At 41.2% G+C, this 21,790-nt stretch carries 21 protein-coding genes; 10 read left to right on the forward strand and 11 right to left on the reverse strand.

Annotated features, from left to right (window positions below):
• Nucleotides 1-61: 61 nt before the first annotated feature.
• Nucleotides 62-955 (forward strand): CRISPR-associated endoribonuclease Cas6, encoded by an 894-nt coding sequence (cas6, locus tag G457_RS0107570; RefSeq protein ID WP_026945931.1) that lies wholly within the window; start codon nt 62-64, stop codon nt 953-955.
• Between the two features lie 41 nt (nt 956-996).
• Here the strand turns inward: cas6 and G457_RS0107575 are convergent, their stop codons facing one another.
• Nucleotides 997-2,064 (reverse strand): acyl-CoA dehydrogenase family protein, encoded by a 1,068-nt coding sequence (locus G457_RS0107575; RefSeq protein WP_026945932.1) that lies wholly within the window; start codon nt 2,062-2,064, stop codon nt 997-999.
• Between the two features lie 66 nt (nt 2,065-2,130).
• Here G457_RS0107575 and G457_RS0107580 point away from each other — a divergent pair, with 66 nt between their 5' ends.
• Nucleotides 2,131-2,484 (forward strand): DUF805 domain-containing protein, encoded by a 354-nt coding sequence (locus G457_RS0107580; RefSeq protein ID WP_026945933.1) that lies wholly within the window; start codon nt 2,131-2,133, stop codon nt 2,482-2,484.
• Between the two features lie 41 nt (nt 2,485-2,525).
• Here G457_RS0107580 and G457_RS0107585 read toward each other — a convergent pair whose 3' ends face one another.
• The 7 genes from G457_RS0107585 to rsmA form a co-directional block, all read right to left on the reverse strand.
• Nucleotides 2,526-3,812: a prolyl oligopeptidase family serine peptidase gene (locus G457_RS0107585; protein WP_026945934.1), complete on the reverse strand. Its 1,287-nt coding sequence runs from the start codon at nt 3,810-3,812 to the stop codon at nt 2,526-2,528.
• Between the two features lie 126 nt (nt 3,813-3,938).
• Nucleotides 3,939-5,630: a GMC oxidoreductase gene (locus tag G457_RS0107590; protein WP_026945935.1), complete on the reverse strand. Its 1,692-nt coding sequence runs from the start codon at nt 5,628-5,630 to the stop codon at nt 3,939-3,941.
• Nucleotides 5,631-5,722: 92 nt separating this feature from the next.
• Nucleotides 5,723-6,121: an HIT family protein gene (locus G457_RS0107595; protein WP_026945936.1), complete on the reverse strand. Its 399-nt coding sequence runs from the start codon at nt 6,119-6,121 to the stop codon at nt 5,723-5,725.
• Between the two features lie 68 nt (nt 6,122-6,189).
• A complete protein-coding gene (gene greA / locus G457_RS0107600) occupies nt 6,190-6,663 on the reverse strand; it encodes a transcription elongation factor GreA (RefSeq protein ID WP_024282126.1) in 474 nt (157 codons plus the stop codon).
• 157 nt (nt 6,664-6,820) lie between these two features.
• Complete coding sequence (locus tag G457_RS0107605) at nt 6,821-7,747, reverse strand: 2-hydroxyacid dehydrogenase (protein ID WP_026945937.1); 927 nt, start codon at nt 7,745-7,747, stop codon at nt 6,821-6,823.
• A gap of 1 nt (nt 7,748) precedes the next feature.
• Nucleotides 7,749-9,116, reverse strand: coding sequence for a magnesium transporter (mgtE, locus tag G457_RS0107610; RefSeq protein ID WP_026945938.1), 1,368 nt, complete (start codon nt 9,114-9,116; stop codon nt 7,749-7,751).
• Nucleotides 9,103-9,888 carry a 16S rRNA (adenine(1518)-N(6)/adenine(1519)-N(6))-dimethyltransferase RsmA gene (gene rsmA / locus G457_RS0107615; RefSeq protein WP_026945939.1) on the reverse strand — a complete coding sequence of 262 codons (786 nt, stop codon included), beginning with the start codon at nt 9,886-9,888 and terminating at the stop codon, nt 9,103-9,105. The genes mgtE and rsmA overlap by 14 nt, the downstream gene beginning before the upstream one ends.
• 108 nt (nt 9,889-9,996) lie before the next feature.
• Here rsmA and pdxA point away from each other — a divergent pair, with 108 nt between their 5' ends.
• The 7 genes from pdxA (at nt 9,997) to accC (ending at nt 15,719) form a co-directional block, all read left to right on the forward strand.
• A complete protein-coding gene (gene pdxA, locus G457_RS0107620; protein ID WP_026945940.1) occupies nt 9,997-11,031 on the forward strand; it encodes a 4-hydroxythreonine-4-phosphate dehydrogenase PdxA in 1,035 nt (344 codons plus the stop codon).
• A 98-nt stretch (nt 11,032-11,129) separates the two neighbouring features.
• Nucleotides 11,130-11,684, forward strand: coding sequence for a YceD family protein (locus G457_RS0107625; RefSeq protein ID WP_026945941.1), 555 nt, complete (start codon nt 11,130-11,132; stop codon nt 11,682-11,684).
• A 24-nt stretch (nt 11,685-11,708) separates the two neighbouring features.
• The gene (rpmF, locus tag G457_RS0107630) at nt 11,709-11,900 is read left to right on the forward strand and encodes a 50S ribosomal protein L32 (RefSeq protein ID WP_024282120.1); all 192 of its coding nucleotides are present in this window, start codon (nt 11,709-11,711) and stop codon (nt 11,898-11,900) included.
• A 217-nt stretch (nt 11,901-12,117) separates the two neighbouring features.
• Nucleotides 12,118-13,116, forward strand: a complete 999-nt coding sequence (locus G457_RS0107635; RefSeq protein ID WP_026945942.1) for a beta-ketoacyl-ACP synthase III — start codon at nt 12,118-12,120, stop codon at nt 13,114-13,116.
• Between the two features lie 30 nt (nt 13,117-13,146).
• A complete protein-coding gene (gene efp, locus G457_RS0107640; protein WP_024282118.1) occupies nt 13,147-13,710 on the forward strand; it encodes an elongation factor P in 564 nt (187 codons plus the stop codon).
• Nucleotides 13,711-13,871: 161 nt separating this feature from the next.
• Nucleotides 13,872-14,345: an acetyl-CoA carboxylase biotin carboxyl carrier protein gene (accB, locus tag G457_RS0107645; protein WP_026945943.1), complete on the forward strand. Its 474-nt coding sequence runs from the start codon at nt 13,872-13,874 to the stop codon at nt 14,343-14,345.
• A gap of 24 nt (nt 14,346-14,369) precedes the next feature.
• Complete coding sequence (gene accC, locus G457_RS0107650) at nt 14,370-15,719, forward strand: acetyl-CoA carboxylase biotin carboxylase subunit (protein ID WP_026945944.1); 1,350 nt, start codon at nt 14,370-14,372, stop codon at nt 15,717-15,719.
• A gap of 338 nt (nt 15,720-16,057) precedes the next feature.
• On the opposite strand, the gene G457_RS0107655 is transcribed toward accC, so the two are convergent.
• The gene (locus G457_RS0107655; protein ID WP_026945945.1) at nt 16,058-16,942 is read right to left on the reverse strand and encodes a DUF3078 domain-containing protein; all 885 of its coding nucleotides are present in this window, start codon (nt 16,940-16,942) and stop codon (nt 16,058-16,060) included.
• A gap of 40 nt (nt 16,943-16,982) precedes the next feature.
• On the opposite strand from G457_RS0107655, the gene G457_RS0107660 reads away from it, so the two are divergent.
• Nucleotides 16,983-17,258, forward strand: a complete 276-nt coding sequence (locus tag G457_RS0107660) for a DUF202 domain-containing protein (protein WP_026945946.1) — start codon at nt 16,983-16,985, stop codon at nt 17,256-17,258.
• Between the two features lie 35 nt (nt 17,259-17,293).
• Here the strand turns inward: G457_RS0107660 and ppk1 are convergent, their stop codons facing one another.
• The gene (gene ppk1 / locus G457_RS0107665; RefSeq protein ID WP_026945947.1) at nt 17,294-19,432 is read right to left on the reverse strand and encodes a polyphosphate kinase 1; all 2,139 of its coding nucleotides are present in this window, start codon (nt 19,430-19,432) and stop codon (nt 17,294-17,296) included.
• A 160-nt stretch (nt 19,433-19,592) separates the two neighbouring features.
• On the reverse strand, nt 19,593-21,551 hold the full coding sequence (gyrB, locus tag G457_RS0107670; protein WP_026945948.1) for a DNA topoisomerase (ATP-hydrolyzing) subunit B: 1,959 nt from the start codon (nt 21,549-21,551) through the stop codon (nt 19,593-19,595).
• Nucleotides 21,552-21,790: the final 239 nt, after the last annotated feature.

Below are 21,790 nucleotides of genomic sequence, written 5' to 3' on the forward strand. Positions count from 1 at the left end.
ATCCACCCAAAATTGCGTTTAGTATTTTATAAATAATTGTCTCATTTATTTTTAAAACATCGTGAGAGTTAGATTAATATTTTCATTAAAAAACAAAGGCTCCTATTTGCCTTTCCACCACCAGTACATCTTGGCCCAATTTCTAAAAGGTCTTATTGTCAAAGGTGGTCGAGAAGAATTCTTCAATTACAATTACTTCAACTTCTCTGGACTGAAAGGTCAGACCAAAGTAAGTAGAAGTGGACTGCACTACTATTCCAGTCTGGTCACCCTAGTCCTCTCCTCCCAGAGTGAGGATTTTATGGACTACCTGCTGGAGCAAGTTTTTGCTACTCCAAAAATTGAATTGGGAAATCTCATCTTATCGCCCGAATACACTGAACTGGAGAATGAACCAGAACTAGAAACTTCGAATAAGTTTGTGTGTATTTCTCCTCTTGTATTGATCACCCCTGCATTCAATGAGGAAATTGGCAAGAGATTCATCAGCCCTGACAGTGACGAATTCTCTGATCTTCTATACGAATCAACATTGACTAGAATGGAAAGATCAGGTTGGTATACGCCAGAGCAAATGGAGTCCTTCTATAAGTTTCAAGTTGTACCAGACATGAACTACGTAAACAAGCTGAAAGAACAGCAGAAAAAGTTTGCGAGAATTTATTCTGTGTATGATATGGATGTCAAATACGAGGTAAGAGGTTACACCCTACCATTCACCTTGTATGCTGCTCCAGAAGTTCAGGATTTTGTTTTCAAGTGCGGACTTGGAGCATTTACTCACAAAGGATTTGGTATGCTAGATTTGGCCAATCATCCTTCAGGCACTCGTACCACGACTTACAAATTCAAGCGTGAGGGTTTTGTTCCTTACCGACCTACAGAAAGAGTCAGACAGAATGTGGCTCCATCTGAAGAAGGTGAAGAAGAAAACATTCAAGAAAGCGACGATTAATATTTCTGAATCCCCAATCTAAGGTTGGGGATTTTTTTTGGCTAAAATGGAAATGTCAGCAAAGAGTGCTGACTGACGGTATAAAAATCTCTCCAGACCCGATTCAACTCGGAATTTGGATCAGCTGCATGTAAACCTGCAAAAGGATAAAGTGATGCATTACTTTCCCGGCAGAATTGAGTCATAGTCCGACAGATCCGACTTAAAGACTCCAAACTAGACTCACTTATAAATCCTGATTTGCTGAGTTCAGATTCGGCTTGGTCCACGCTAGAGTAGAATTCCGATCGAAATAAATCCAATTGCTCCCTGGTTTTTTTAGCCTTTTCTTCAAAGAATTCAATTTGCTTTTGATTGAATGGCTTGAGTTCATGTCTGTACCAAAAGGACTCATTTATCAAAGACTGATGGTGCTGTGTGATTCCAAGGATGTTGGCTGAAAGTGTAGCCTCTGCAAATTGCAAAAAAGGAAACCGGTAGATTGGGTTTTCAAGCTTAACCCGATCAGGTACAATTTCAAAGCATCTAGCTCTTGGAACTTTTAACCCTTTGGCTGAAAAGGCATGACTCCCCGTAGCAACCATTCCCATATATTTCCAACTGTCCAATATCTCCACCTCCTCTCTTTTCAGGAGAAAGGCTTTCACAATAGGAGCTCCATTTTCTGATATGATAGGTTTTCCCTTTTCATAAATCTCACAATTGGCTGTGAAATGCGTGGCATGAGTAGCACCGGATGCATAAGTCCACTCCCCCGTGATTTCATATCCATTAGGTGAAGATTCAGCTTTCCCTCCTACAAAGCCACTTCCTGCCAAACAGACTTTCGGATCCTTGAAAACCTCTTTTCTCAGCCCCTCTTCCCAAAAGCCAACAAACCAACCTGCTCCTGCACAAAGAGTCACCGTCCACCCCAAGCTTCCATCCATCCGGGCTAAGTGCTCTTCTACTTTCAAAGCTTCTAAAAGACCCAATTCCAAGCCGCCAAGATCTTGGGGAACAAAGAGTTTAAACCACTTTCGAGCATAAATTTCTTCAAGCCATTCCGGCAGAAGTGCCCCAATATTCTCAGCTTTTTTCGCCTGTTCGGCGGAAAATATATAATCCATTTCCTTTCAAAAATTAGCAATCAGGCTTCATTTTAAACATTTTGCCTATTACCGTGTTTAATAGTTATGAAATCCATCTTAAACACCGAAGGTAGAATATCAAGAAGAAAATATTTAAGCCTTTTCATCTTTTTTTATTTTGTGAATCTAATCTGTTTAGCCAAAGCTTTCGAAGCTTATCAATTGGAAGCTTGGATTTCCTTTTATGCTTTTGGGACCCTTCTCATAGCATCGATCGTTTTACTTTTAGTTCAAGCTATTCGTAGATTGCATGATATCGGGCTAGATTGGAAATATTCACTATACCTATTAATTCCACCACCCGTCAACTTTTTCGGGTTTGTATGGCTAGCATGGGAAAAAGGTGAAAAAGGACCTAATCAATATGGTCCTGATCCAAGAAAAACCGACGTAGTTTAACAAGTCAATTCAAATTAATGCTAGCTAAAGCATAGAGCATTTTATTTTTTTTGGCCGGCAAGCCATTCCATGATTGTTACTGGCTTTCCGTCCATCATTACCTGTGAGCCATCAAAGTCTGTTCTTGCAGAATTTGCATGAGAATAGATCCAAGACCAATGGCCGTTGTAGTGAAAATCCTCTCCCCCAAAAAAGCCAGTGATATCGGTAACATTGTCATAGTAGGAGAAGATGACATTTTTTGCTCCGGCATCTTTCAGCCTTTTATAAAGTGGTACTACCGTTTCGTCTGGTTTGGTCGTCTGATCATCTTTCGAATGAACAAACCAGATAGGAACATTCTTAATTTCTTTTATTTGCTGATCGCTGACAAACTCATTGTTGTAAGCGAGCGCACTGATATATCCTGCTGCGAAGTAATCCGGATGTTCCAAAATCAGTTTTAAAGACATATATCCGCCATTCGAACATCCACCTACGTAGATTCGAGAGGCGTCGATTGAAGAATTATTTTTTACAAAATCATCAATCAAAGCAAAAAGTACTTCATTGTAAATATCGTTTGTCTGACCTCGGGTCATACCCTCTGAAGCCTGCATCCAAAATGTAGGAGCCTGCGGAACCAACACGGCCGCCCCACCAAAAAGCGCTTGAATCTCAGGAGATGCATAGTTAAAAGCCTTGTTTCCCATGAGTGCTATAGTGGGATCAGTTCCTCCTTCCCCACCTCCGTGCAGCCAGATAATCAGTGGAACCTTTCCCTCTACTTGCTCTGGTATCCAAGAGGCATAAGAAAGGGTAGTCGATTGATGTGTAAACTGACCTTCGAGGTCAAATTCATCTACAATTGGTCTTATCCTTTCCGACTCATTATTCCAAATAGTCCCACTTGGCTGATGAATGATTTGAAGCTGATAATCAATCCAATAATTTCCACCCCTATTTCCAACTCTCATATATTGAATGGGTGACCCTAAAGACATATTTGGAGCGACTGCTAGTACTAGGGTAAGATGGTTACCTTCTTCTAGTCGATTTCCTTTGGCATCAGAAGGATAAGACAGGATAATACTTCTCTTTCCATAACTCTGAGTAGGTGGAATTTGACCATCCGTCGAACTTCGAGTTACAAAAATCTCAAAATCATTAGCCTTATAGTTTTCTGGACTTTCATCCAATGGCAAAATCACTTTACTGACCGCTGGACCCCAGTCAAAGCCATCAATAATGATTGAATAATTCTTAGTCTCAGTGCTTTTTTGGGCTTTGGCAAAAAAGGCCGTGCAGGAAAAAAGGACAAATAGGATGAGGAAGAATGGTTTTTGCATGATTGGGTTATTGGATAATTTTTTAACTTTTTATCTTATTGTTTCAAAATGAAAAAATAAAATGATAAATCAAATCATTTTTTTCAGCCAAAGCTGAATATAATCCAAAACAACTTTATCCTTACTTCAGCCTATCTCATTTCTCTTCAAAGCAGCTACTGCATAGTCCACCGCACGCGCTGTCAAGGCCATGTAGGTGATAGACGGGTTCTGAGTGCCTGTCGAGGTCATACAAGCTCCATCGGACACAAAAACATTAGGTGCCAAGTGCATTTGATTGAATCCATTCAAAAGTGAAGTTTCAGGATCTCGACCCATACGAACTCCTCCCATTTCATGAATGTCCAAACCTGGGGATTGCTTGCTATCTGTTTTACGGATATTGAAGCATCCTGCCTTACTGAGCATCTCTTCGCCTTGCTCCAAAAAGTCATTTAAAAGCAATTCGTCATTTTCATCGTAATCCACAGATACTTTCAGCAAAGGAATACCCCATTCATCTTTTTGATCCTGGCTAAGTGATACAAAATTGCTTTCCTTTGGGATAGTCTCACCCTGCATCATCATAAAGACATGCCATGGTCCTGGCTTGGCACTTGCTTCCTTAAAATCAGCTCCAAAATTCATATCTCCGGCACCTCCCCAGCCACCTCTTCCAGCAGAGTAAAAACTCATATACCCTCGCTGGAAATCCATTTCTTGCTTATGCACATTTCGAAAGTTGGGAAGCATGACAGCCGTGGGCCTACGACCGAAATAATATTTATCCTCAAAGCCTTCAAAACCAGCGCTGAGGGAGCCACGGTAATTATGAAAAGCGATATACTTTCCAAGTATTCCCGAATCATTTCCCAAGCCATTTGGAAATCGACTTGAGGTACTGTTAAGTAAAATCAGGTTGGTATTTAGTGCCGAAGCGTTTAAAAATATAACTTTGGTAAAATACTCGGTTGCTTCCTTGGTGACACGATCAATGACTCTTACCCCTGTTACCTTTTCCTTTTTTTCATCCCAAATGAGTGAATGTACCACCGAGTCGGGCCGTAGAGTCAAATTACCTGTTTTTGCTGCTGCTGGCAAGGTGGAAGAATTGGAGCTAAAATAACCTCCGAAAGGGCATCCTCGATAGCATTGGTTTCTGGCCATGCACTGACCTCTACCCTGCTGCAAATGCACATCCTTAGGTTGAGTCAAGTGCGCACAGCGTCCAATAATAAATTTACGGTCTCCGTAAGCTTTCAAAATTCGCTCTTGAATCTCCTTCTCAACGCAATTCATTTCCCATGCTGGCAAAAACTCTCCGTCGGGCAAGGTATCCAAACCTTCATAGCTTCCCGAAATCCCAACAAAGCGCTCTACATAACTATACCATGGAGCAATATCCTCATAGCGAATCGGCCAATCAACTGCAAAGCCATCTCGACCGGGCCCTTCAAAATCATATTTACTCCATCGCTGTGTCTGCCTTGCCCAAATCAGGGACTTTCCACCCACTTGATAGCCTCTTACCCAGTCAAAAGGCTTTTCCTGTAGGTAGGGATGATCTTGATCTTTGACAAAAAAATGAGCTGTATCTTCTTTGTATGCATAGCAGCGATTGACGACGGGATTCGCTTTCTTATCCTCCAAAGGGATTTGGTTGCGATGAGGCATTTCCCAAGGAGCTGCGGTCATGGTAGAATAATCTTTTAGATGTTCGACCTGCCTACCTCTTTCAAGAACCAGCGTCTTTAGGCCTTTTTCACAAAGTTCCTTTGCAGCCCAGCCTCCGGAGATACCAGAACCGACAACAATCGCGTCATATTGATGAGAATTCATAATTGAAAAATAAGCGATTCTTTTCTGACTTTTATAAAAATTTTAAAAAACCTCTCCAGGTCTTGATCAGAAATAAGAAACAGCTGGATTTTCTAGGAATCAATACCTCCTCGAATCGTATCGGCTACTTCCCCTAGTTCTTCCTGACTTAACTTCAATTTCGGGCGAGTGAAATTAATATCATCCATGGTCTTGAGAGGAACTAGATGTATATGAACATGAGGCACTTCCAATCCTATCACAGCAACACCAATTCGTGTACATTTGATGGTTTTATCCATTGCATTTGCCACTTTTTGGGCAAAAAGATGAAGCGCTGTAAGGTCTTCAGAAGCCATATCAAAGATATAATCGACCTCCTTTTTTGGGACCACCAATACATGTCCTCTCACCAGGGGCATAATATCCAAAAAAGCGATATTATTTTCGTCTTCAGCGATGATGTGTCCAGGGATTTCCCGGTTGATGATTTTTGTGAAAATGCTTGCCATATCATCAAAAATAAAAAAATCCCGAGGATTTCCCGGGATTGATCGAAAAGATAAATGTTGAATAATTCTTAGTACGAGATATCTAGGATTTCAAACTGCAACTTTCCAGCAGGAGCATTGATTTCTGCAATCTCGCCTTTTGATTTTCCTACCAAGCCTTTTCCAAATGGTGAGGCAAGGGAAATCTTTCCTGCCTTCAAATCAGCTTCCTCCTCAGACACCAAGGTATAAGTCACCGTCATTCCGTTTTTCACGTTCTTGATCTTGACGGTACTCAATATCCCCACCTTGGATTGATCCATTTTGGAATTGTCCAGTACACGGGCGTTACCTACCACTGCTTCAAGCTTTGCAATCTTCAATTCCAACAAGCCCTGTGCATCCTTTGCCGCATCGTATTCGGCATTTTCTGATAAGTCACCTTTGTCTCTTGCCTCAGCAATCTGCTTAGCGATATCTGCTCTTCCTTTTGTCTTCAACTCCTGAAGTTCATCCTTCAGTTTCTTCAGACCTTCTTCGGTATAATATTGTACTTTCGACATAGTTAGCGATTGTTAGTACCTGCTAAAAAAGAAAGTAACGGTCGCGCAGGAGAGACCGTTACTTTTTTAAGCTTGGCTTTATTTCTTTACAAAAGTAAGAAATCCCCCTATAGATACAAATTTTAGGTTTTAAGGTTCAAATTTTTTTCTTCGATCATCAAAATGCTTTTTTGATTTGCTTGACTAGCACCTCATTGATCTTTTCATAGGATTCAAAAGTCCATCCGGCCACATGAGGTGTAAAAATCACATTTTCGCGATTAGCGAGCTTTTCAAATTCAGTTTTCTGTTCTGGACTAAAGCGGTTGAACTTTTCATTCTCGAGCACATCCAGCACCGCCCCTCTCAATATCCCGGCATCCAGAGCTTGGTTCAATGTCTCAAAACTTATCACCTCTCCCCTAGCCGTATTGATCAACCAAAAAGGTTTGGCAAAGCTTTTTAATTCATCAAAAGTGAAAAAATTCCGGGTTACCTCTGTCAAAGGAACATGCAAGCTCAAAATATCGGCTTCTGCTTTCAATTTTTCCCAGATTACTTCCTGGACCAAATTATCTTCAAAATCCTTTTTATACTTATCGTAGGCTAAGACATCCACTCCAAATCCTTTCAGCCTTTTCGCAAATGCTCTTCCCATATTTCCATAGCCCATGATCCCTACGGTTTTTCCTTTAAGTTCATAGCCACGGTTGCCTTCCCGGTCCCAGATTCCCTTTCGCACCTCCTGATCACTTTTGATAAGATGGTTCATAAGCGCTAAAAGTCCCCCTATGGCATGCTCTGCCACAGCGTCCCGATTGCCTTTGGCAGCATGAAATAGCTGTATCTCATTTTCCGCCAAATATTCAAGATCAATTTGGTCCAGGCCTGCCCCTGCACGGGCAATAAACTTAAGGTTATGAGCTTTTTCCAGAAGATCTCTATCCATTGGAGTTTTTGACCGAATGACCAAACCCTCGTACAAAGGGAGGGCTTCCATAATCTCTGAGCGGGTAATATTGGGCCTATAATCTGCCTGATGCCCTTCCTTCTCCAGCAAAGGGATGATGCTGGAGTGCATTTTATCGATAATAAGTATTTTCATTCTAAAGATTCAAGAGTAACATCGCGATCCCAAAATAAACGGTAAGACCTAGCAAATCATTTGTGGTAGTGATGAATGGTCCAGATGCAATTGCTGGGTTGATACCAAAATGATTTAAAATCAAAGGTGTGACAGTTCCCATAAAGGAAGCCAAAAGGACGACACAGAAAAGTGCCACTCCCACGGTAATCCCGAAAATCGGTTCGAACCCATAAATGAAAACCACTACCAAAAACACGAAAAAAGCTAGTAAAACTCCATTTAGAACGGCGACCAGAAAGCCTTTTATAAAACGCTTTAAGGGCGTATCATCAAAAACTGACTTAGATGCCAAGGATTGTACGATAAGAGAGGATGCCTGTATGCCTACATTTCCCCCAGTAGCAGCTACGAGGGGAATAAAGGATGCTAATGCGATGTATTTATTCAATCCATCTTCAAAAAAGCCGATAATTCTAGCACCTAATAATCCTCCAATCACACCTATTAGTAGCCAAGGAAGACGGGCTTTGGTAATCATAAAAATGGAATCAGACTCTTCAATATCGCCTGAAATACCTGCCATGGCCTGAATATCCTCCTCTGCCTCCTCCTGTACGACGTCCAAGATATCATCAACGGTAATTCGTCCGACCAACTTGTTTTTCGCATTGACGACAGGAACAGACTCAAGGTCATACTTTCGCATGATACCTGCAACCTCCTCCTGATCCATGTAAGTAGGAACAGAAATCACTTCTGGTTCATAAATATCTTCAATCCGAGTATTTTCTCCGGCAAGAATTATTTTTTTGAGTGAAACACGACCAAGCAACTGCTGTCGGTTGTTGACTACATAAATCGAAAAAATCTTCTCTACATTTTCGGCCTGCCTTCTGATTTCATTGATGGTCTGAATGACATTCCAATTTTTATTGGCCCGGATAAATTCCTTAGCCATGATACCACCTGCAGTATCTTCTTCATATCGCAGAAGGTCAAGTACCTGGTCCGACTTTAGCCTATCCTGAAAATTGGCAATGACCTCTTCACGTTCACGCTCACCCAGTAAATTAAGTAAATCCGCCGCATCATCAGAATCCATTAATTCGATGAATGATGCGATCTCCGGATTTTCCAGTTCACGAAATACCCTGATGAGTGTATTATCATCCAATTCGATCAGAATATCTGCTGCTATTTGCTTATCCAGTGCCCGAAGGACATAGATTGACTCATCTAAGGATAATTCATCCAAAATAGCGGCAATATCTGCCTCATTCACCCCATCCAGTGATTCCTGAATAAAATCCAGATCTCGGTTTTCGATACCGTGCTGTAGGCTTTCTAGGTACTCCTTGGAGAGTTCAAATTGCTTAATGATGTCCACGGGATTTTTGGATTTTCTGGGTTAAAAACACAAAATCAGCCACATCCAATTGCTCGGCTCGCAAGTCCAACATAGGATGGCCTTGAAGTGATTCTGGAAGCTGAAAGGATTTCAGGGAATTTCTCAAGGTTTTTCGGCGATTACCAAAGCCTCCTTTTACCACTTTGATAAATAAACTTTCATCACAGTCCAGACTTTTGGTCTCATTTCGTATCAGGCGAATGACACCAGAATTTACTTTGGGAGGAGGATTAAAGACTCCTGGGGGTACCGAAAACAAATATTCAATCGAGTAAAAGGCCTGCAGTAAAACCGATAAAATCCCATAATCCTTATTTCCCTTTGGAGATGCGATTCGCTGTGCTACCTCTTTTTGAAGCATGCATACCACCTCGGTTACTTGATGGCGCAACTCAAGGACTCGGAAAAAGATTTGGCTTGAAATATTGTAAGGAAAATTACCCGCAATGGCAAAAGGCTCTTGGAAAACTTTTGAAATATCCATTTTCAGAAAGTCCCCCTCCAGTATATGATCGACCAAATGTGGATACTTTGCCTCGAGATATCGGATTGACTCTTGGTCAATTTCTGCCAAATAGAGCTCCTGTGGGTTTTCTAGCAAGAAATCTGTGAGTACGCCCATACCAGGGCCAATCTCGAGGACTTTTTGGGCACCACCATGTCCTGTGACAGCTTGAGCTATTCGCTTGGCAATGCTCAAATCCGTCAGGAAGTGTTGTCCCAGATGTTTTTTGGGTCTGACTTTCTCCATCGAATAGCTCCGGTAATTTTTTATAAATTGCAGCCTAAAATTAAGACAATATTCCTAAAGGCCTAAGTTCGACAGTGATTGTAAGTAGCCTTTTTTGAGCAAAGCAATATGACAGCAAAGCAACATAAACCCATAATTGGGATCAGTATCGGAGATATAAACGGAATAGGCCCGGAAGTAGTGATGAAAGCGCTTCAGGACGCCCGAGTTCATCAAGACTTTGTGCCTCTGATATATGGGCATGGAAAAGTGCTCAGTGTTTATAAAAAAATGCTAGATCTGGAAGGATTCAACTTTTTACAGATCAGATCCATCGATGAAATCCAGCATAAACGAATCAATGTGATCAATGTGATGGAGGAATGCCCGGAAATTATTCCCGGCGTAGAAACCCAAGAGGCAGGAAAATTGGCTTTGGAAGCACTTCAAAGCTCAGTTGCAGACCTGAAAGAAGGAAAAATCCATGCGCTAGTAACTGCTCCCCTGAACAAGAACAATATCAATAGCGAAGAGATCAAATTCATTGGCCACACAGAATTCCTAAGCGAAGCCGTCAATGCCAAGGACAGTCTGATGTTTTTGGTATCTGACAAACTTCGAGTAGGCTTGGTAACAGGACATATGCCAATTGCTCAGGTGAGTCAAGCAGTCACCGTGGAAAGAATCAAGCGGAAGGCCAATCTCATGCTTTCAAGTTTAGAAAAAGACTTTGGCATCAATCGACCAAAAATTGCGATTTTAGGTCTAAATCCTCATGCAGGTGAGGATGGCCTGCTTGGTAAAGAGGAAATCGAGGTCATTAAACCAGCAATCAACCAACTGAAGGATCAGAATAAATTAGTCTTTGGTCCCTACCCTGCTGATGGCTTTTTTGGTATGATGCATCAGACCAAATTTGATGGAGTCCTCGCAATGTATCATGATCAAGGATTGATTCCTTTCAAATCCATGGCGTTTAGCGATGGGGTTAATTTCACAGCAGGGCTTCCGATTATCAGAACTTCCCCAGATCATGGGACAGCATATAATATTGCTGGTAAAGGACTAGCAGATGAAGGTTCAATCAGGGCCGCATTATTTCTGGCTTTGGATGTAATTAGGGCTCACCAAGTCTTAGAGGAAGAAACAGAGGACGCAGAATAAATATAGCCCTGCGATGAAAGGAAAATATAATTCTCTTTCGTTTTAATCTTTCCAATTAATTACCTATTTTTGCGGTCTTAAATTCGATAAGAGACGTCGTGAAATTCCTGCAGAACTTTGACATTGAGGTAATTAAATACCCAGAAGGGACACATGAATTAGAATTTGATGTTAATGATCGATTCTTCAGAGAATTCGGTGAGAATGATCTGGTTCAAAATGGCAACTTGACCATAAGGGTCAATATGCACAAAGGAGCAAATTTGATTGAAATGGATTTCCACATCAAGGGAAGCGTTAGGCTAACCTGCGATAGAAGTTTGGAGGAGTTTGACTCCCCACTTGAATCCGAAGAAACCATGATATTTAAATATGGCTCAGAAGAAAAAGAAATTGACGAGGATGTTTTCATGATCACCAGAGACACGCCAAAAGTAAATGTGGCTCAGCTTATTTATGAATTCATTCTTTTAGCCTTACCGGCAAAAAAAATTCATCCTGACCATCGAAACGAACTCGATGATGAGGAAGATGAATTGGACGGGCTTTATGTCTACATCGATTCTGAAAAAGAATCAGAGGAATCTGAAGATGAAGATGTAAACGTAGATCCCCGCTGGGAAAAGCTAAAAAACCTAAATAAAAAAAAGTAATAGAACTCTTAAATCACGCATAAAATGGCACATCCTAAACGAAAGATTTCCAAAACCAGAAGAGATAAAAGAAGAACTCATTACAAGCTAGAAGCTCCTGGTTTGGCAAAATGTCCTACTACTGGTGAAATGCACTTGCCTCATAGAGCTTTTTGGCTTGACGGCAAATTGTACTACAAAGGACAGGTAATCATCGAAAAAGAAGTAATGGCATAAGCCAAAATTTCACTGAATCATAAATCCATTCTATTTATAGTTTGGATTTTTTTTATGCCAAAAATTTCAATACCCTCGCTATCAAACACTTAAGATATTACAAATGGAATATTTTTGGTGGTAAGAGGCATTTATGATATTTTTGACCTTCTTTACAAAAAAGGGGCAAACCCAAAAATGAATAAGGCGAGTGATCGCCTTTTTTAACCCAATTCGAATGGAGAAAATAAAAGCCATGATCACCGGCGTACAAGGCTATGTACCTGAGTACCGGTTGACCAACAAGGAACTTGAGAAAATGGTCGAAACTAACGACGAGTGGATCACCTCAAGAACCGGCATAAAGGAACGAAGAATTCTAAAAGGCGAAAACCAAGGAACCTCAGTGATGGGGATTGAAGCTGCTAAAGGCCTCCTTGAAAAAACCAATACTGACCCCAAAGACATCGAAGTAGTCATCTGTGCGACAGTGACTCCGGATATGCCCTTCCCTGCTACTGCCAACATAATCGCTGACAAAATCGGTGCGAAAAACAGCTTTAGCTTTGATATTTCTGCAGCTTGCTCAGGGTTTTTGTATGCTTTACAACTTGGCTCACAATTTATCGAGTCTGGTACACATAAGAAAGTACTTGTGGTAGGTGCGGATAAAATGTCTTCCATTGTTGATTACAAAGACAGAACTACCTGTATTCTTTTTGGTGATGGAGCTGGAGCAGTTTTGTTGGAGCCGGCCGAAGGAGACTTGGGGATCAGAGATGCGATATTGAGGTCCGATGGTTCAGGCGAACCATTTCTCCACATGAAAGCAGGAGGAAGCAGAAGGCCAGCTTCGCACGAGACAGTAGAAGCCCGCGAGCATTATGCTTACCAAGAAGGTTCTACCGTGTTCAAATTTGCCGTAACCAATATGGCAGATGCCAGTGCAGAAGTAATGGAGCGAAATGGTCTTAAAGGAGATGATGTCGCTTGGCTAGTACCCCATCAAGCCAACAAGCGTATCATTGATGCCACTGCAAACCGAATGGGTGTAGGACCTGAGAAAGTAATGATGAATATTGAGCGCTATGGCAATACCACGGCAGCAACTATTCCTCTTTGCCTTTGGGACTATGAGAAGCAACTGAAAAAAGGAGACAATCTCATTCTAGCTGCTTTTGGTGGAGGTTTCACCTGGGGTGCGATCTATGTCAAATGGGCCTATGACCCGAAGTAATTTCATTAAGAATAAACTCAAATAATTAATATGGCGTCGACAGCAGATTTTAAAAATGGACTCTGTCTAGAAATGAACAATGATATCTGGAGCATTGTAGAATTCCAGCATGTCAAGCCTGGGAAAGGGGCAGCTTTTGTAAGAACTAAGCTAAAAAGTTTAAAAACCGGTAAAACGCTCGACAAAACCTTCAATGCAGGTGAGAAAGTAACTACTGCCCGGGTAGAAAAACGTCCACACCAGTTCATTTATAAAGATGACATGGGGTACAATTTCATGGATAGCAATTCATTCGAGCAACTATTGATTCAAGAATCATTGATTGAAAGACCTGAGTTGCTTAAAGAAGGTCAACTCGTGGATATTCTTGTACACGATGAAACAGAAACTCCACTTGCGGTAGAATTACCTCCATTTGTAGAATTGATGATTACTTACACGGAGCCGGGAATCAAGGGTGACACAGCCACTAATACGCTTAAACCTGCTACCTTGGAAACAGGAGCTACAGTAATGGTTCCACTTTTCGTAGATCAAGATACTATGATCAAAGTGGATACTCGAGACGGTTCTTATTCCGAGCGAGTTAAATAAAAATAAAGCTATGAGTTCTTCTCATAGCTTTTGTTATTTTGAAAATCCCAGTCTAAGAAGCTAAAACAAAAAGGAATTTTGAAATCAGGACGATTTACCTAAAGCAAGTCAGTAGGTATGTAAGATCCCGATGATTAAGAACCTTTAAAAACTCAAAAAACATGAAAGCAAAAGAAATTCAAGAGTTGATCGATTATATCTCAAATTCCGGTCTTGCCGAAGTTAAAATCAAAACAGACGAGTTTGAACTTTCGATCAAAAAATATGCAGACCAAAGCTTCAGAGCAGTAGAAGCAGCTCCTGCGGCTCCTGCACCTGCCCCAGTTCAAGCATCAGCACCCGCTGCTGCTACAGAATCTCCCAAGGAATCAGCTGCAGAGTCTTCCTCAAACTTGATCGAGATCAAGTCTCCAATGATTGGTACATTTTACACCACTCCTAACCCTGATTCCGATCCATTTGTGAATGTTGGAGATAGCGTGAAAGCTGGTCAGACAGTCTGCATTATTGAGGCGATGAAGCTTTTTAACGAAATCGAATCAGAGGTATCCGGCAAAATTGTCAAAGTTCTTGTCAACAATGCCACCCCTGTAGAGTATGATCAGCCACTTTTCCTTGTAGATCCAGCTGGTTAATTTTTTCACCAAAACCCACTTATTGTGTTTAAAAAAATATTAATCGCAAACCGAGGAGAAATCGCCCTACGGATAATCCGTACCTGTAAGGAAATGGGCATCAAAACGGTTGCTGTCTATTCAACTGCAGACAAGGATAGTCTTCACGTCAGATTTGCGGATGAGGCTGTATGCATTGGTCCTGCCCCAAGTAGGGACTCCTATCTCAACATCCCACGCATCATTGCAGCTGCTGAGATCACAAACGCTGATGCGATCCATCCCGGCTACGGTTTTTTATCTGAAAACGCCGAGTTTTCCAAGATCTGTGAAGAATACGGTATCAAATTCATCGGAGCATCCCCTGACATGATCGATAGAATGGGTGATAAGGCTACTGCAAAAGCTACCATGAAAGCTGCTGGAGTACCTACAATCCCAGGCTCAGAGGGACTTCTAGACTCTGTAGAGCAAGGATTGAAGCTAGCCAATGAAATGGGCTATCCGGTGATCCTAAAAGCAACTGCGGGCGGTGGTGGCCGTGGAATGCGAATCGTAAAAGAAGATAAAGACTTCCAGAAAGCTTGGGATGATGCCAAAATGGAATCTGGAGCTGCTTTTGGAAATGACGGACTTTACCTAGAAAAATTCGTTGAAGAGCCTCGTCATATCGAGATTCAAATCGTAGGAGACAGCAATGGAAAGGCATGTCATCTTTCTGAAAGAGATTGCTCTATTCAGCGAAGACATCAAAAACTAGTCGAGGAGACTCCTTCACCCTTCATCACAGACGAACTCCGACATGAGATGGGTGAAGCTGCGATCAAAGGTGCCGAAGCAATCGGATACGAAGGCGCAGGTACAATCGAATTCTTAGTGGATAAAAACCGCAACTTCTATTTCATGGAGATGAACACCCGAATTCAGGTGGAGCATCCTATCACAGAGGAAGTAACAGATTTCGATTTGATCAAAGAGCAAATCAAGGTAGCCGCAGGAGAAAAAATCAGCGGTAGAAATTACTATCCAAAGCTCTTTGCAATGGAATGCCGAATCAATGCAGAAGATCCTGCTAATGGATTCCGCCCTAGTCCGGGAAGAATCAATAATCTTCACCTTCCAGGTGGCAGAGGAGTTCGAGTAGATTCACATGTCTATGCAGGCTATGTAATTCCGCCTAATTATGACTCCATGATCGCCAAACTCATCGTAAGTGGACAATCTAGAGAGGAAGTGATTGTGAGAATGAAAAGGGCGCTAGAAGAGTTTGTGATTGATGGTATCAAAACCACCATTCCGTTCCATATTGCTTTGCTGGAAAACGAGCAATTTAAGGAAGGAAACTTTACAACCAAATTCCTGGAGACTTTTGATTTTTCAGTTGTGAAAGGATAACGGAATTTCCCAACCATAAAAAAAGCCATGCAGACGCATGGCTTTTTTTATGGGCAATTCTACTTTGAGTAATTCGTTGAAATCGAAAAGTCATCTTTCTAAAGTACAAATTTGAATCAACATTCCAATTCTTCCTATCAGGCCGGGTCCCTCCTTTCAATTGAACTCAAATTTTAAAAATATTGGACTTTTCAAATAAAGGCAATAAAAAAGCAGGAGAAAATCTCCTGCCCTTTATTTGAAAACTAAACCAACTATTATTTAACTACCACAATGATTTCAAAAATAATACAATTCTTTTCAAATCAAAACACAAAATAAAAATTTGTTAAAATTATTTATTCCTTTGGAAATGTACTTCTGCTAAAGGATATCCCCAAAGCAAGTCCTTGGCTAAATTGTATTTTATCGTCCTGATCCAAATCATATATGCTCAAGCTTGTCAGAGAGACATTAATTAAATTTGAAACTTTGGCTGTAAGGGCTACATCAAGCCGGTGATCAATAGCGTCAAAAGCAAGAGTCTCATAATTCACAAACATTTGATGACGGATTAGTAAAGTGACGTTTTCAGACAGTTTCTTATTCCATTCGAGTAGTGAGCTAAAGGCAAGCCATTCTGATCTTACCTTATCTCCTATTGGCACGCCATAATTCTCCGGAACAGTCAGATAAAGATCTGTGTCTGTCACGAAAGTGAACCTTGGAGAAAAAGGAGACAAACGAAGCATGAATTCAGAATTAGGCTTGTATTCCAACCCCCAAGACGATGTCAAATATGCTGGATTGGCAAACTTGGAAATCAGCGTCCTATTTCCATCGGAAAAGTCATATCCCGGAGCAAACTGGGAAAGGAAGTTCAAGGAGGTAAAAAGATTCCATCGATCGCTGATTTTGTAACCTACCTTGGAGTCTAGAAAAATCCGGTCATTAGACTTTCTTGCATCCTCATCCTGATTTTTGACGATACCATAGATGAAATCCATTGTATTGTCCCAGGTCCACTTATCTTTTTTATAATTTGCCCTTCCATTCAGGTAAAAGCCCAAAGCCACGGAATTGACACCACCACCCGTCCAGTTACTACTGAATGAGCCTTGGTTCAAATTGATACCACCTGCAATCTCTTTTAACCAATAGGTGGTATCTTTGGGTGTTTCTTCCTGGGCAAACAATAGGCTCGATGAAAAACAGAAAATGAAAAGGGTAAATAGTCGTTTCATAGCATTTATTCTTTAAAATATTAAATCAAGCTTCAAAAATATGGAAAATGAAAAGGAAAATGAGCTGATAGTCAGAGATTTTTTAGCAAGACAGCGAACAACCTTAGCCAATGATCGGACGCTTTTATCCTACATTCGAACGGCCCTATACTTCCTTGTCTCCGGCACGGCCCTTTTCCAAGTAAAGGAATTGGACCATGTAAGAAATTTAGGCTATTTAGCTTTTGCCTTAAGCATCATATTTCTTCTCGTGGGGATAGTGAATTATTTCAAGGTAAAAAAGAGACTTCAAAAGGGTCACTATCAAAAAATGTAAAGAAAAAAACCGCGAGGAAACGCGGTTTTTCATTTTTATTGATTGCTGTAAGTAGGAATCAGTTCGACTTGCATCACTTTTTCAGGATCCAAGTTGAAAAACTCCTTGTGAACATTAAAGACCTCTTCGTCTCCCTCCGGTTTCTTAGCAATGTATGATCCGTCTTCCTGCATTACGTAAGCATTAAAATTATCTCGAAGGTTGAAAGCCAAAATATTCATCAGTTGCTTTTCCAAGAGAGGAGATTCTACTTTGAAAAGGCTCTCAAGACGCTTATCAAAACTCCGCACCATCATATCTGCACTGCCGGCATAGGTTCTGGTATTTCCATTATTATGAAAATGATAAATCCTAGAGTGCTCCAAGAAATCCCCAACGATAGATATCACCTCAATATTTTCACTAAGTCCTACCCTGCCTGGTCTGAGGCAGCAGATTCCTCGTACGACTAGCTTCACTGTCACTCCAGATTGAGAAGCTCTATATAGCGCATAAATCGTCTCTGAATCTTCCAAGGAATTCACTTTGATAAATATTCCCGCTGGCAATCCATTTCGAGCATTTTCTGCCTCCTGCTCTATGAAGTGGATGAGCTGATTTCGCATATCTCTCGGCGCCGTGATCAGGTTTTGATAGTTAGTCGGCATCGAATGTCCTGTGATTACATTAAAAAACTCAGACACATCATTTGCCAAGACCTCATTTGTGGTCAATAGCCCAATGTCTGTATAAAGTCTAGCAGTATCCTCATTGTAATTTCCAGAACCTAAATGAACAAACCTTGTGATTTTTTCCCCATCCTTTTTGACTATCAAGAGTAGCTTGGTATGCGTCTTCAGGTGAGTAATTCCATAAATCACAAAACAACCGGCTTTCTGAAGTCTTTTGGCTTCTCGAATATTATTCTCTTCATCAAATCTAGCCTTCACTTCAAAAAGAACAGAGACGTGCTTACCATTTTCGGCTGCTCTGAGTAAGGCTTTAGTGATTTGACTATCCTTGGCCAATCGATAAATAGTCATTTTGATAGCCATCACCCCTGGATCATCCGCTGCCTTTTCGATTAGATCCAATATAGAATCAATGTTGTTGTATGGATGGTGAAGCAGTATATCTTTCTGCTTCAGCGTATCGAATATATCTGCGTTTCCTTCATCTTGGTAAGATAAAGGCTTTACTGGAGCCGGCATCTGTGGCAATCGGTCACGAAACTGCTTGTTGCCCACAATCTGCCAAAGTCCTGTGAAATCGATCATACTTTCGCGCTTGACATGAAAAACAGAGTCTGAGCCTAATTTCCACCGCTCCAGAAGAGAATTCAGCATCCATTTACTGTAGCCTTCTTCGATTTCAATCTTCACCACTCGACCAGTCTTTCGCTCCATCAGCTTTCGCTTTACCTCTTCGAGAAAATTGGCATCCATGTCCTCACTCTCTTCAAGCGTAAAGTCTCCATTTCGAGTAATTCTGAAAAGGCTGATAGACTGAATGTCCACATTTCGAAATAACGAAACGATATTTTCACGAATCACTTCTTCAATAGGCACCAAAAACAAGGTATTTCCCCGCTCCACTTCAAAGAATCTTGGAATATTAGCAGGGATCTGAACAAAGGAAAGTTTACGCATGTCCTTCCTTTCACCCGGTGTAGTAGTCACGACCCCAAAGATCAACAACTTATTCATCAAGATCGGAAAAGTACGATACCCGTCATAAACCATTGGGGTCAACATCGGATAAATCGCCCGGTCAAAATATTGTTTCACCTTTTTTCGCTCTCCGTCGGTGAGTTTGGATGTATTGCATAAAGCGATGCCTTCATTGGGCAAGGCTGGTAAGATAGAATTCAGAAAATGCTCGTGCTGGGCATGATGAAAGTTTTGACATTCTTCCATCATGGTAGCTTTGAAAGGCTCCTCCCTTAATCCTGAGTAATCAATCCGTTCTTTGTCATAATCGAGGTAATTGTAAAGTGATCCTACTCGGATCATAAAAAACTCATCCAAGTTTGATGCAGTAATGGCCAGAAACTTGAGCTTTTCGAAAATCGAGCGATGATCTTTTTTAGACTGATCCAATACTCGGTCATTAAATTTCATCCAGCTTAAATCTCTACTGATCAAATCACTTTTGTGAATCACTGAATCAAATCGCTCTCGGACTGCTTGTTTCATTTTTTACTGATTTTTTGATGATGGGCCCTTTCCTCCCCAAATTTATCCACAAATGAATATTGATAATTGGCAAGAGCTTAAAAATAATATTTCTATGACAGGGCCTTGTTTATTTATTCATTAACAAAAAAGGGCTCTGATGGAGCCCTTCTGCGATGTTTTAAGTATCGATCTTCGCATACTTGGCGTTTCGTTCGATGAATTCCCGCCTTGGGGCTACTTCATCACCCATCAGCATACTGAATAAGTGATCTGCTTCTGCTGCAGAGTCAATAGTCACCTGCTTGATGGTCCGCATATTAGGATCCATGGTAGTAGTCCAAAGTTGTTCAGGATTCATCTCTCCAAGCCCCTTGTATCGCTGAATATTCACGCTATCCTCTTTCCCGTCTTTTGCCATATCGGCAATCAGAGTCTTTCTCTCCTCTTCGGTCCAGCAGTAGCGCTCATCCTTACCCCGCTTCAAAAGATACAAAGGAGGCAGTGCGATGTAAACGTACCCATTCTCGATGAGGTTTCTCATGTATCTGAAGAAAAGCGTCAAAATCAGAGTTCGAATGTGCGAACCGTCAATATCAGCATCCGTCATTATAATGATTTTATGATATCGAAGACCAGAAAGATCTAATTCCTTATCATCATCTGCGGTTCCGAATTTCACACCCAATGCGGTGAGAATATTCTTGATTTCGTCGTTATCGTAGATTTTGTGCTCATGAGCCTTCTCCACGTTAAGGATTTTACCTTTCAGCGGTAAGATTGCTTGGAAGTCACGATCACGACCCTGCTTGGCAGACCCACCTGCAGAGTCTCCCTCCACTAGATAAAGTTCACATACAGTTGGATCACTATTGGCACAATCCGCTAGTTTACCTGGTAGACCACCTCCACCAAGGACATTCTTTCGCTGCACCATCTCCCGGGCCTTTCGAGCTGCGTGTCGGGCTTGGGCTGCCAAAATAACTTTCCCAACTATGGTTTTGGCTTCCTTCGGATGCTCTTCGAGCCAAAATTGAAGGGTTTCCGATACTGCAGAATCAACTGCTCCAACTACATCGGAGTTACCTAGCTTGGTTTTAGTCTGACCTTCAAATTGAGGCTCAGCTACTTTGACAGAAATGACCGCAGTCAATCCCTCCCTAAAGTCGTCTCCAGAAATCTCAATTTTAAGCTTATCAAGCATTCCAGACTTGTCTGCGTAGGATTTCAGCGTACGTGTAAGCGCTCTTCGGAAACCTGTGACATGTGTACCGCCTTCGTAGGTATTGATCGTATTGACGTAGGAAACTACATTTTCACTGTAGGAATTATTGTAGCTCATTGCCACTTGAACCGGCACATCCTGATCTAGTGATTCGATGTAAATCGGTTCAGAAATAATTTTCTCCTTAGTCTCATCCAGATATTGAACAAATTCCACGAGCCCGCCTTCTGAATAAAATTCATCAGACTTTGGCTTACCATCCTCTTCAATCTCCCGAAGATCAGTCAAAAATATGCGGATACCCGCATTCAAAAAGGCCATCTCCCGAAGACGGGTTGCTATGGTCTCATAGCGAAACTCTGTGACAGTGAAAATACTGTCATCAGGTTTGAAATGAATGATAGTTCCGCGCTTATCCGTTTTCCCTATTTCTCGGGCGGGGTACTGAGGAACACCAATTTTGAATTCTTGCTCAAAAATGACTCCATTTCTATGTACCGTAGCTTTCAAATCGGTAGAAAGTGCATTCACACAGGATACACCTACACCGTGCAAACCACCTGATACCTTGTAAGTGTCTTTATCAAACTTACCTCCAGCGTGAAGGACTGTCAAAACAACTTCCAAAGCAGAACGCTTTTCTTTTGGGTGCATGTCCGTAGGAATCCCACGACCATTATCTTCTACTGTGATCGAATTGTCCTCATGTACCGTCACATGAATGGTATCGCAATGACCTGCAAGGGCTTCATCGACTGAATTATCTACAACTTCCCAAATCAAATGATGAAGTCCTTTGATGCCAACATCTCCGATATACATTGCTGGACGCTTCCTTACTGCTTCAAGACCTTCTAAAATCTGAATGTTACCGGCACCGTATTCGGACGGTTTCTTCGCATTTTCTTCGCTCATATTTTTTGAAAAAAAAGCCTTCAAATAGGCTTAATCGGTGATTTTTTAAGTTTCAAATGATTCGGCAAGATAAGCAAAAATTCTGAGTTGAGCACGCAATATGTAGACTCCATTTCAGATTAGATCTGATTCTGAATTTAAACAAATACTCAAAATAATATTCTGAATTATACCATTTTATCACATTTTTTTACACCTGTTGATACATGATAACAATCATTTAATACCTGTTTTTGAAC

It is taken from the genome of Algoriphagus marincola DSM 16067, from assembly GCF_000429405.1.
Classification (GTDB): Bacteria; Bacteroidota; Bacteroidia; order Cytophagales; family Cyclobacteriaceae; genus Algoriphagus; species Algoriphagus marincola.

Excerpts from the sequence above, each read along its gene's own strand:
- G457_RS0107575 (WP_026945932.1), bottom strand. The coding sequence starts at position 2,064 with ATGGATTATATATTTTCCGCCGAACAGGCGAAAAAAGCTGAGAATATT.
- G457_RS0107580 (WP_026945933.1), top strand. The coding sequence starts at position 2,131 with ATGAAATCCATCTTAAACACCGAAGGTAGAATATCAAGAAGAAAATAT.
- G457_RS0107585 (WP_026945934.1), bottom strand. The coding sequence starts at position 3,812 with ATGCAAAAACCATTCTTCCTCATCCTATTTGTCCTTTTTTCCTGCACG.
- G457_RS0107590 (WP_026945935.1), bottom strand. The coding sequence starts at position 5,630 with ATGAATTCTCATCAATATGACGCGATTGTTGTCGGTTCTGGTATCTCC.
- G457_RS0107595 (WP_026945936.1), bottom strand. The coding sequence starts at position 6,121 with ATGGCAAGCATTTTCACAAAAATCATCAACCGGGAAATCCCTGGACAC.
- greA (WP_024282126.1), bottom strand. The coding sequence starts at position 6,663 with ATGTCGAAAGTACAATATTATACCGAAGAAGGTCTGAAGAAACTGAAG.
- G457_RS0107605 (WP_026945937.1), bottom strand. The coding sequence starts at position 7,747 with ATGAAAATACTTATTATCGATAAAATGCACTCCAGCATCATCCCTTTG.
- rsmA (WP_026945939.1), bottom strand. The coding sequence starts at position 9,888 with ATGGAGAAAGTCAGACCCAAAAAACATCTGGGACAACACTTCCTGACG.
- pdxA (WP_026945940.1), top strand. The coding sequence starts at position 9,997 with ATGACAGCAAAGCAACATAAACCCATAATTGGGATCAGTATCGGAGAT.
- rpmF (WP_024282120.1), top strand. The coding sequence starts at position 11,709 with ATGGCACATCCTAAACGAAAGATTTCCAAAACCAGAAGAGATAAAAGA.
- G457_RS0107635 (WP_026945942.1), top strand. The coding sequence starts at position 12,118 with ATGGAGAAAATAAAAGCCATGATCACCGGCGTACAAGGCTATGTACCT.
- efp (WP_024282118.1), top strand. The coding sequence starts at position 13,147 with ATGGCGTCGACAGCAGATTTTAAAAATGGACTCTGTCTAGAAATGAAC.
- accB (WP_026945943.1), top strand. The coding sequence starts at position 13,872 with ATGAAAGCAAAAGAAATTCAAGAGTTGATCGATTATATCTCAAATTCC.
- G457_RS0107655 (WP_026945945.1), bottom strand. The coding sequence starts at position 16,942 with ATGAAACGACTATTTACCCTTTTCATTTTCTGTTTTTCATCGAGCCTA.
- G457_RS0107660 (WP_026945946.1), top strand. The coding sequence starts at position 16,983 with ATGGAAAATGAAAAGGAAAATGAGCTGATAGTCAGAGATTTTTTAGCA.
- ppk1 (WP_026945947.1), bottom strand. The coding sequence starts at position 19,432 with ATGAAACAAGCAGTCCGAGAGCGATTTGATTCAGTGATTCACAAAAGT.
- gyrB (WP_026945948.1), bottom strand. The coding sequence starts at position 21,551 with ATGAGCGAAGAAAATGCGAAGAAACCGTCCGAATACGGTGCCGGTAAC.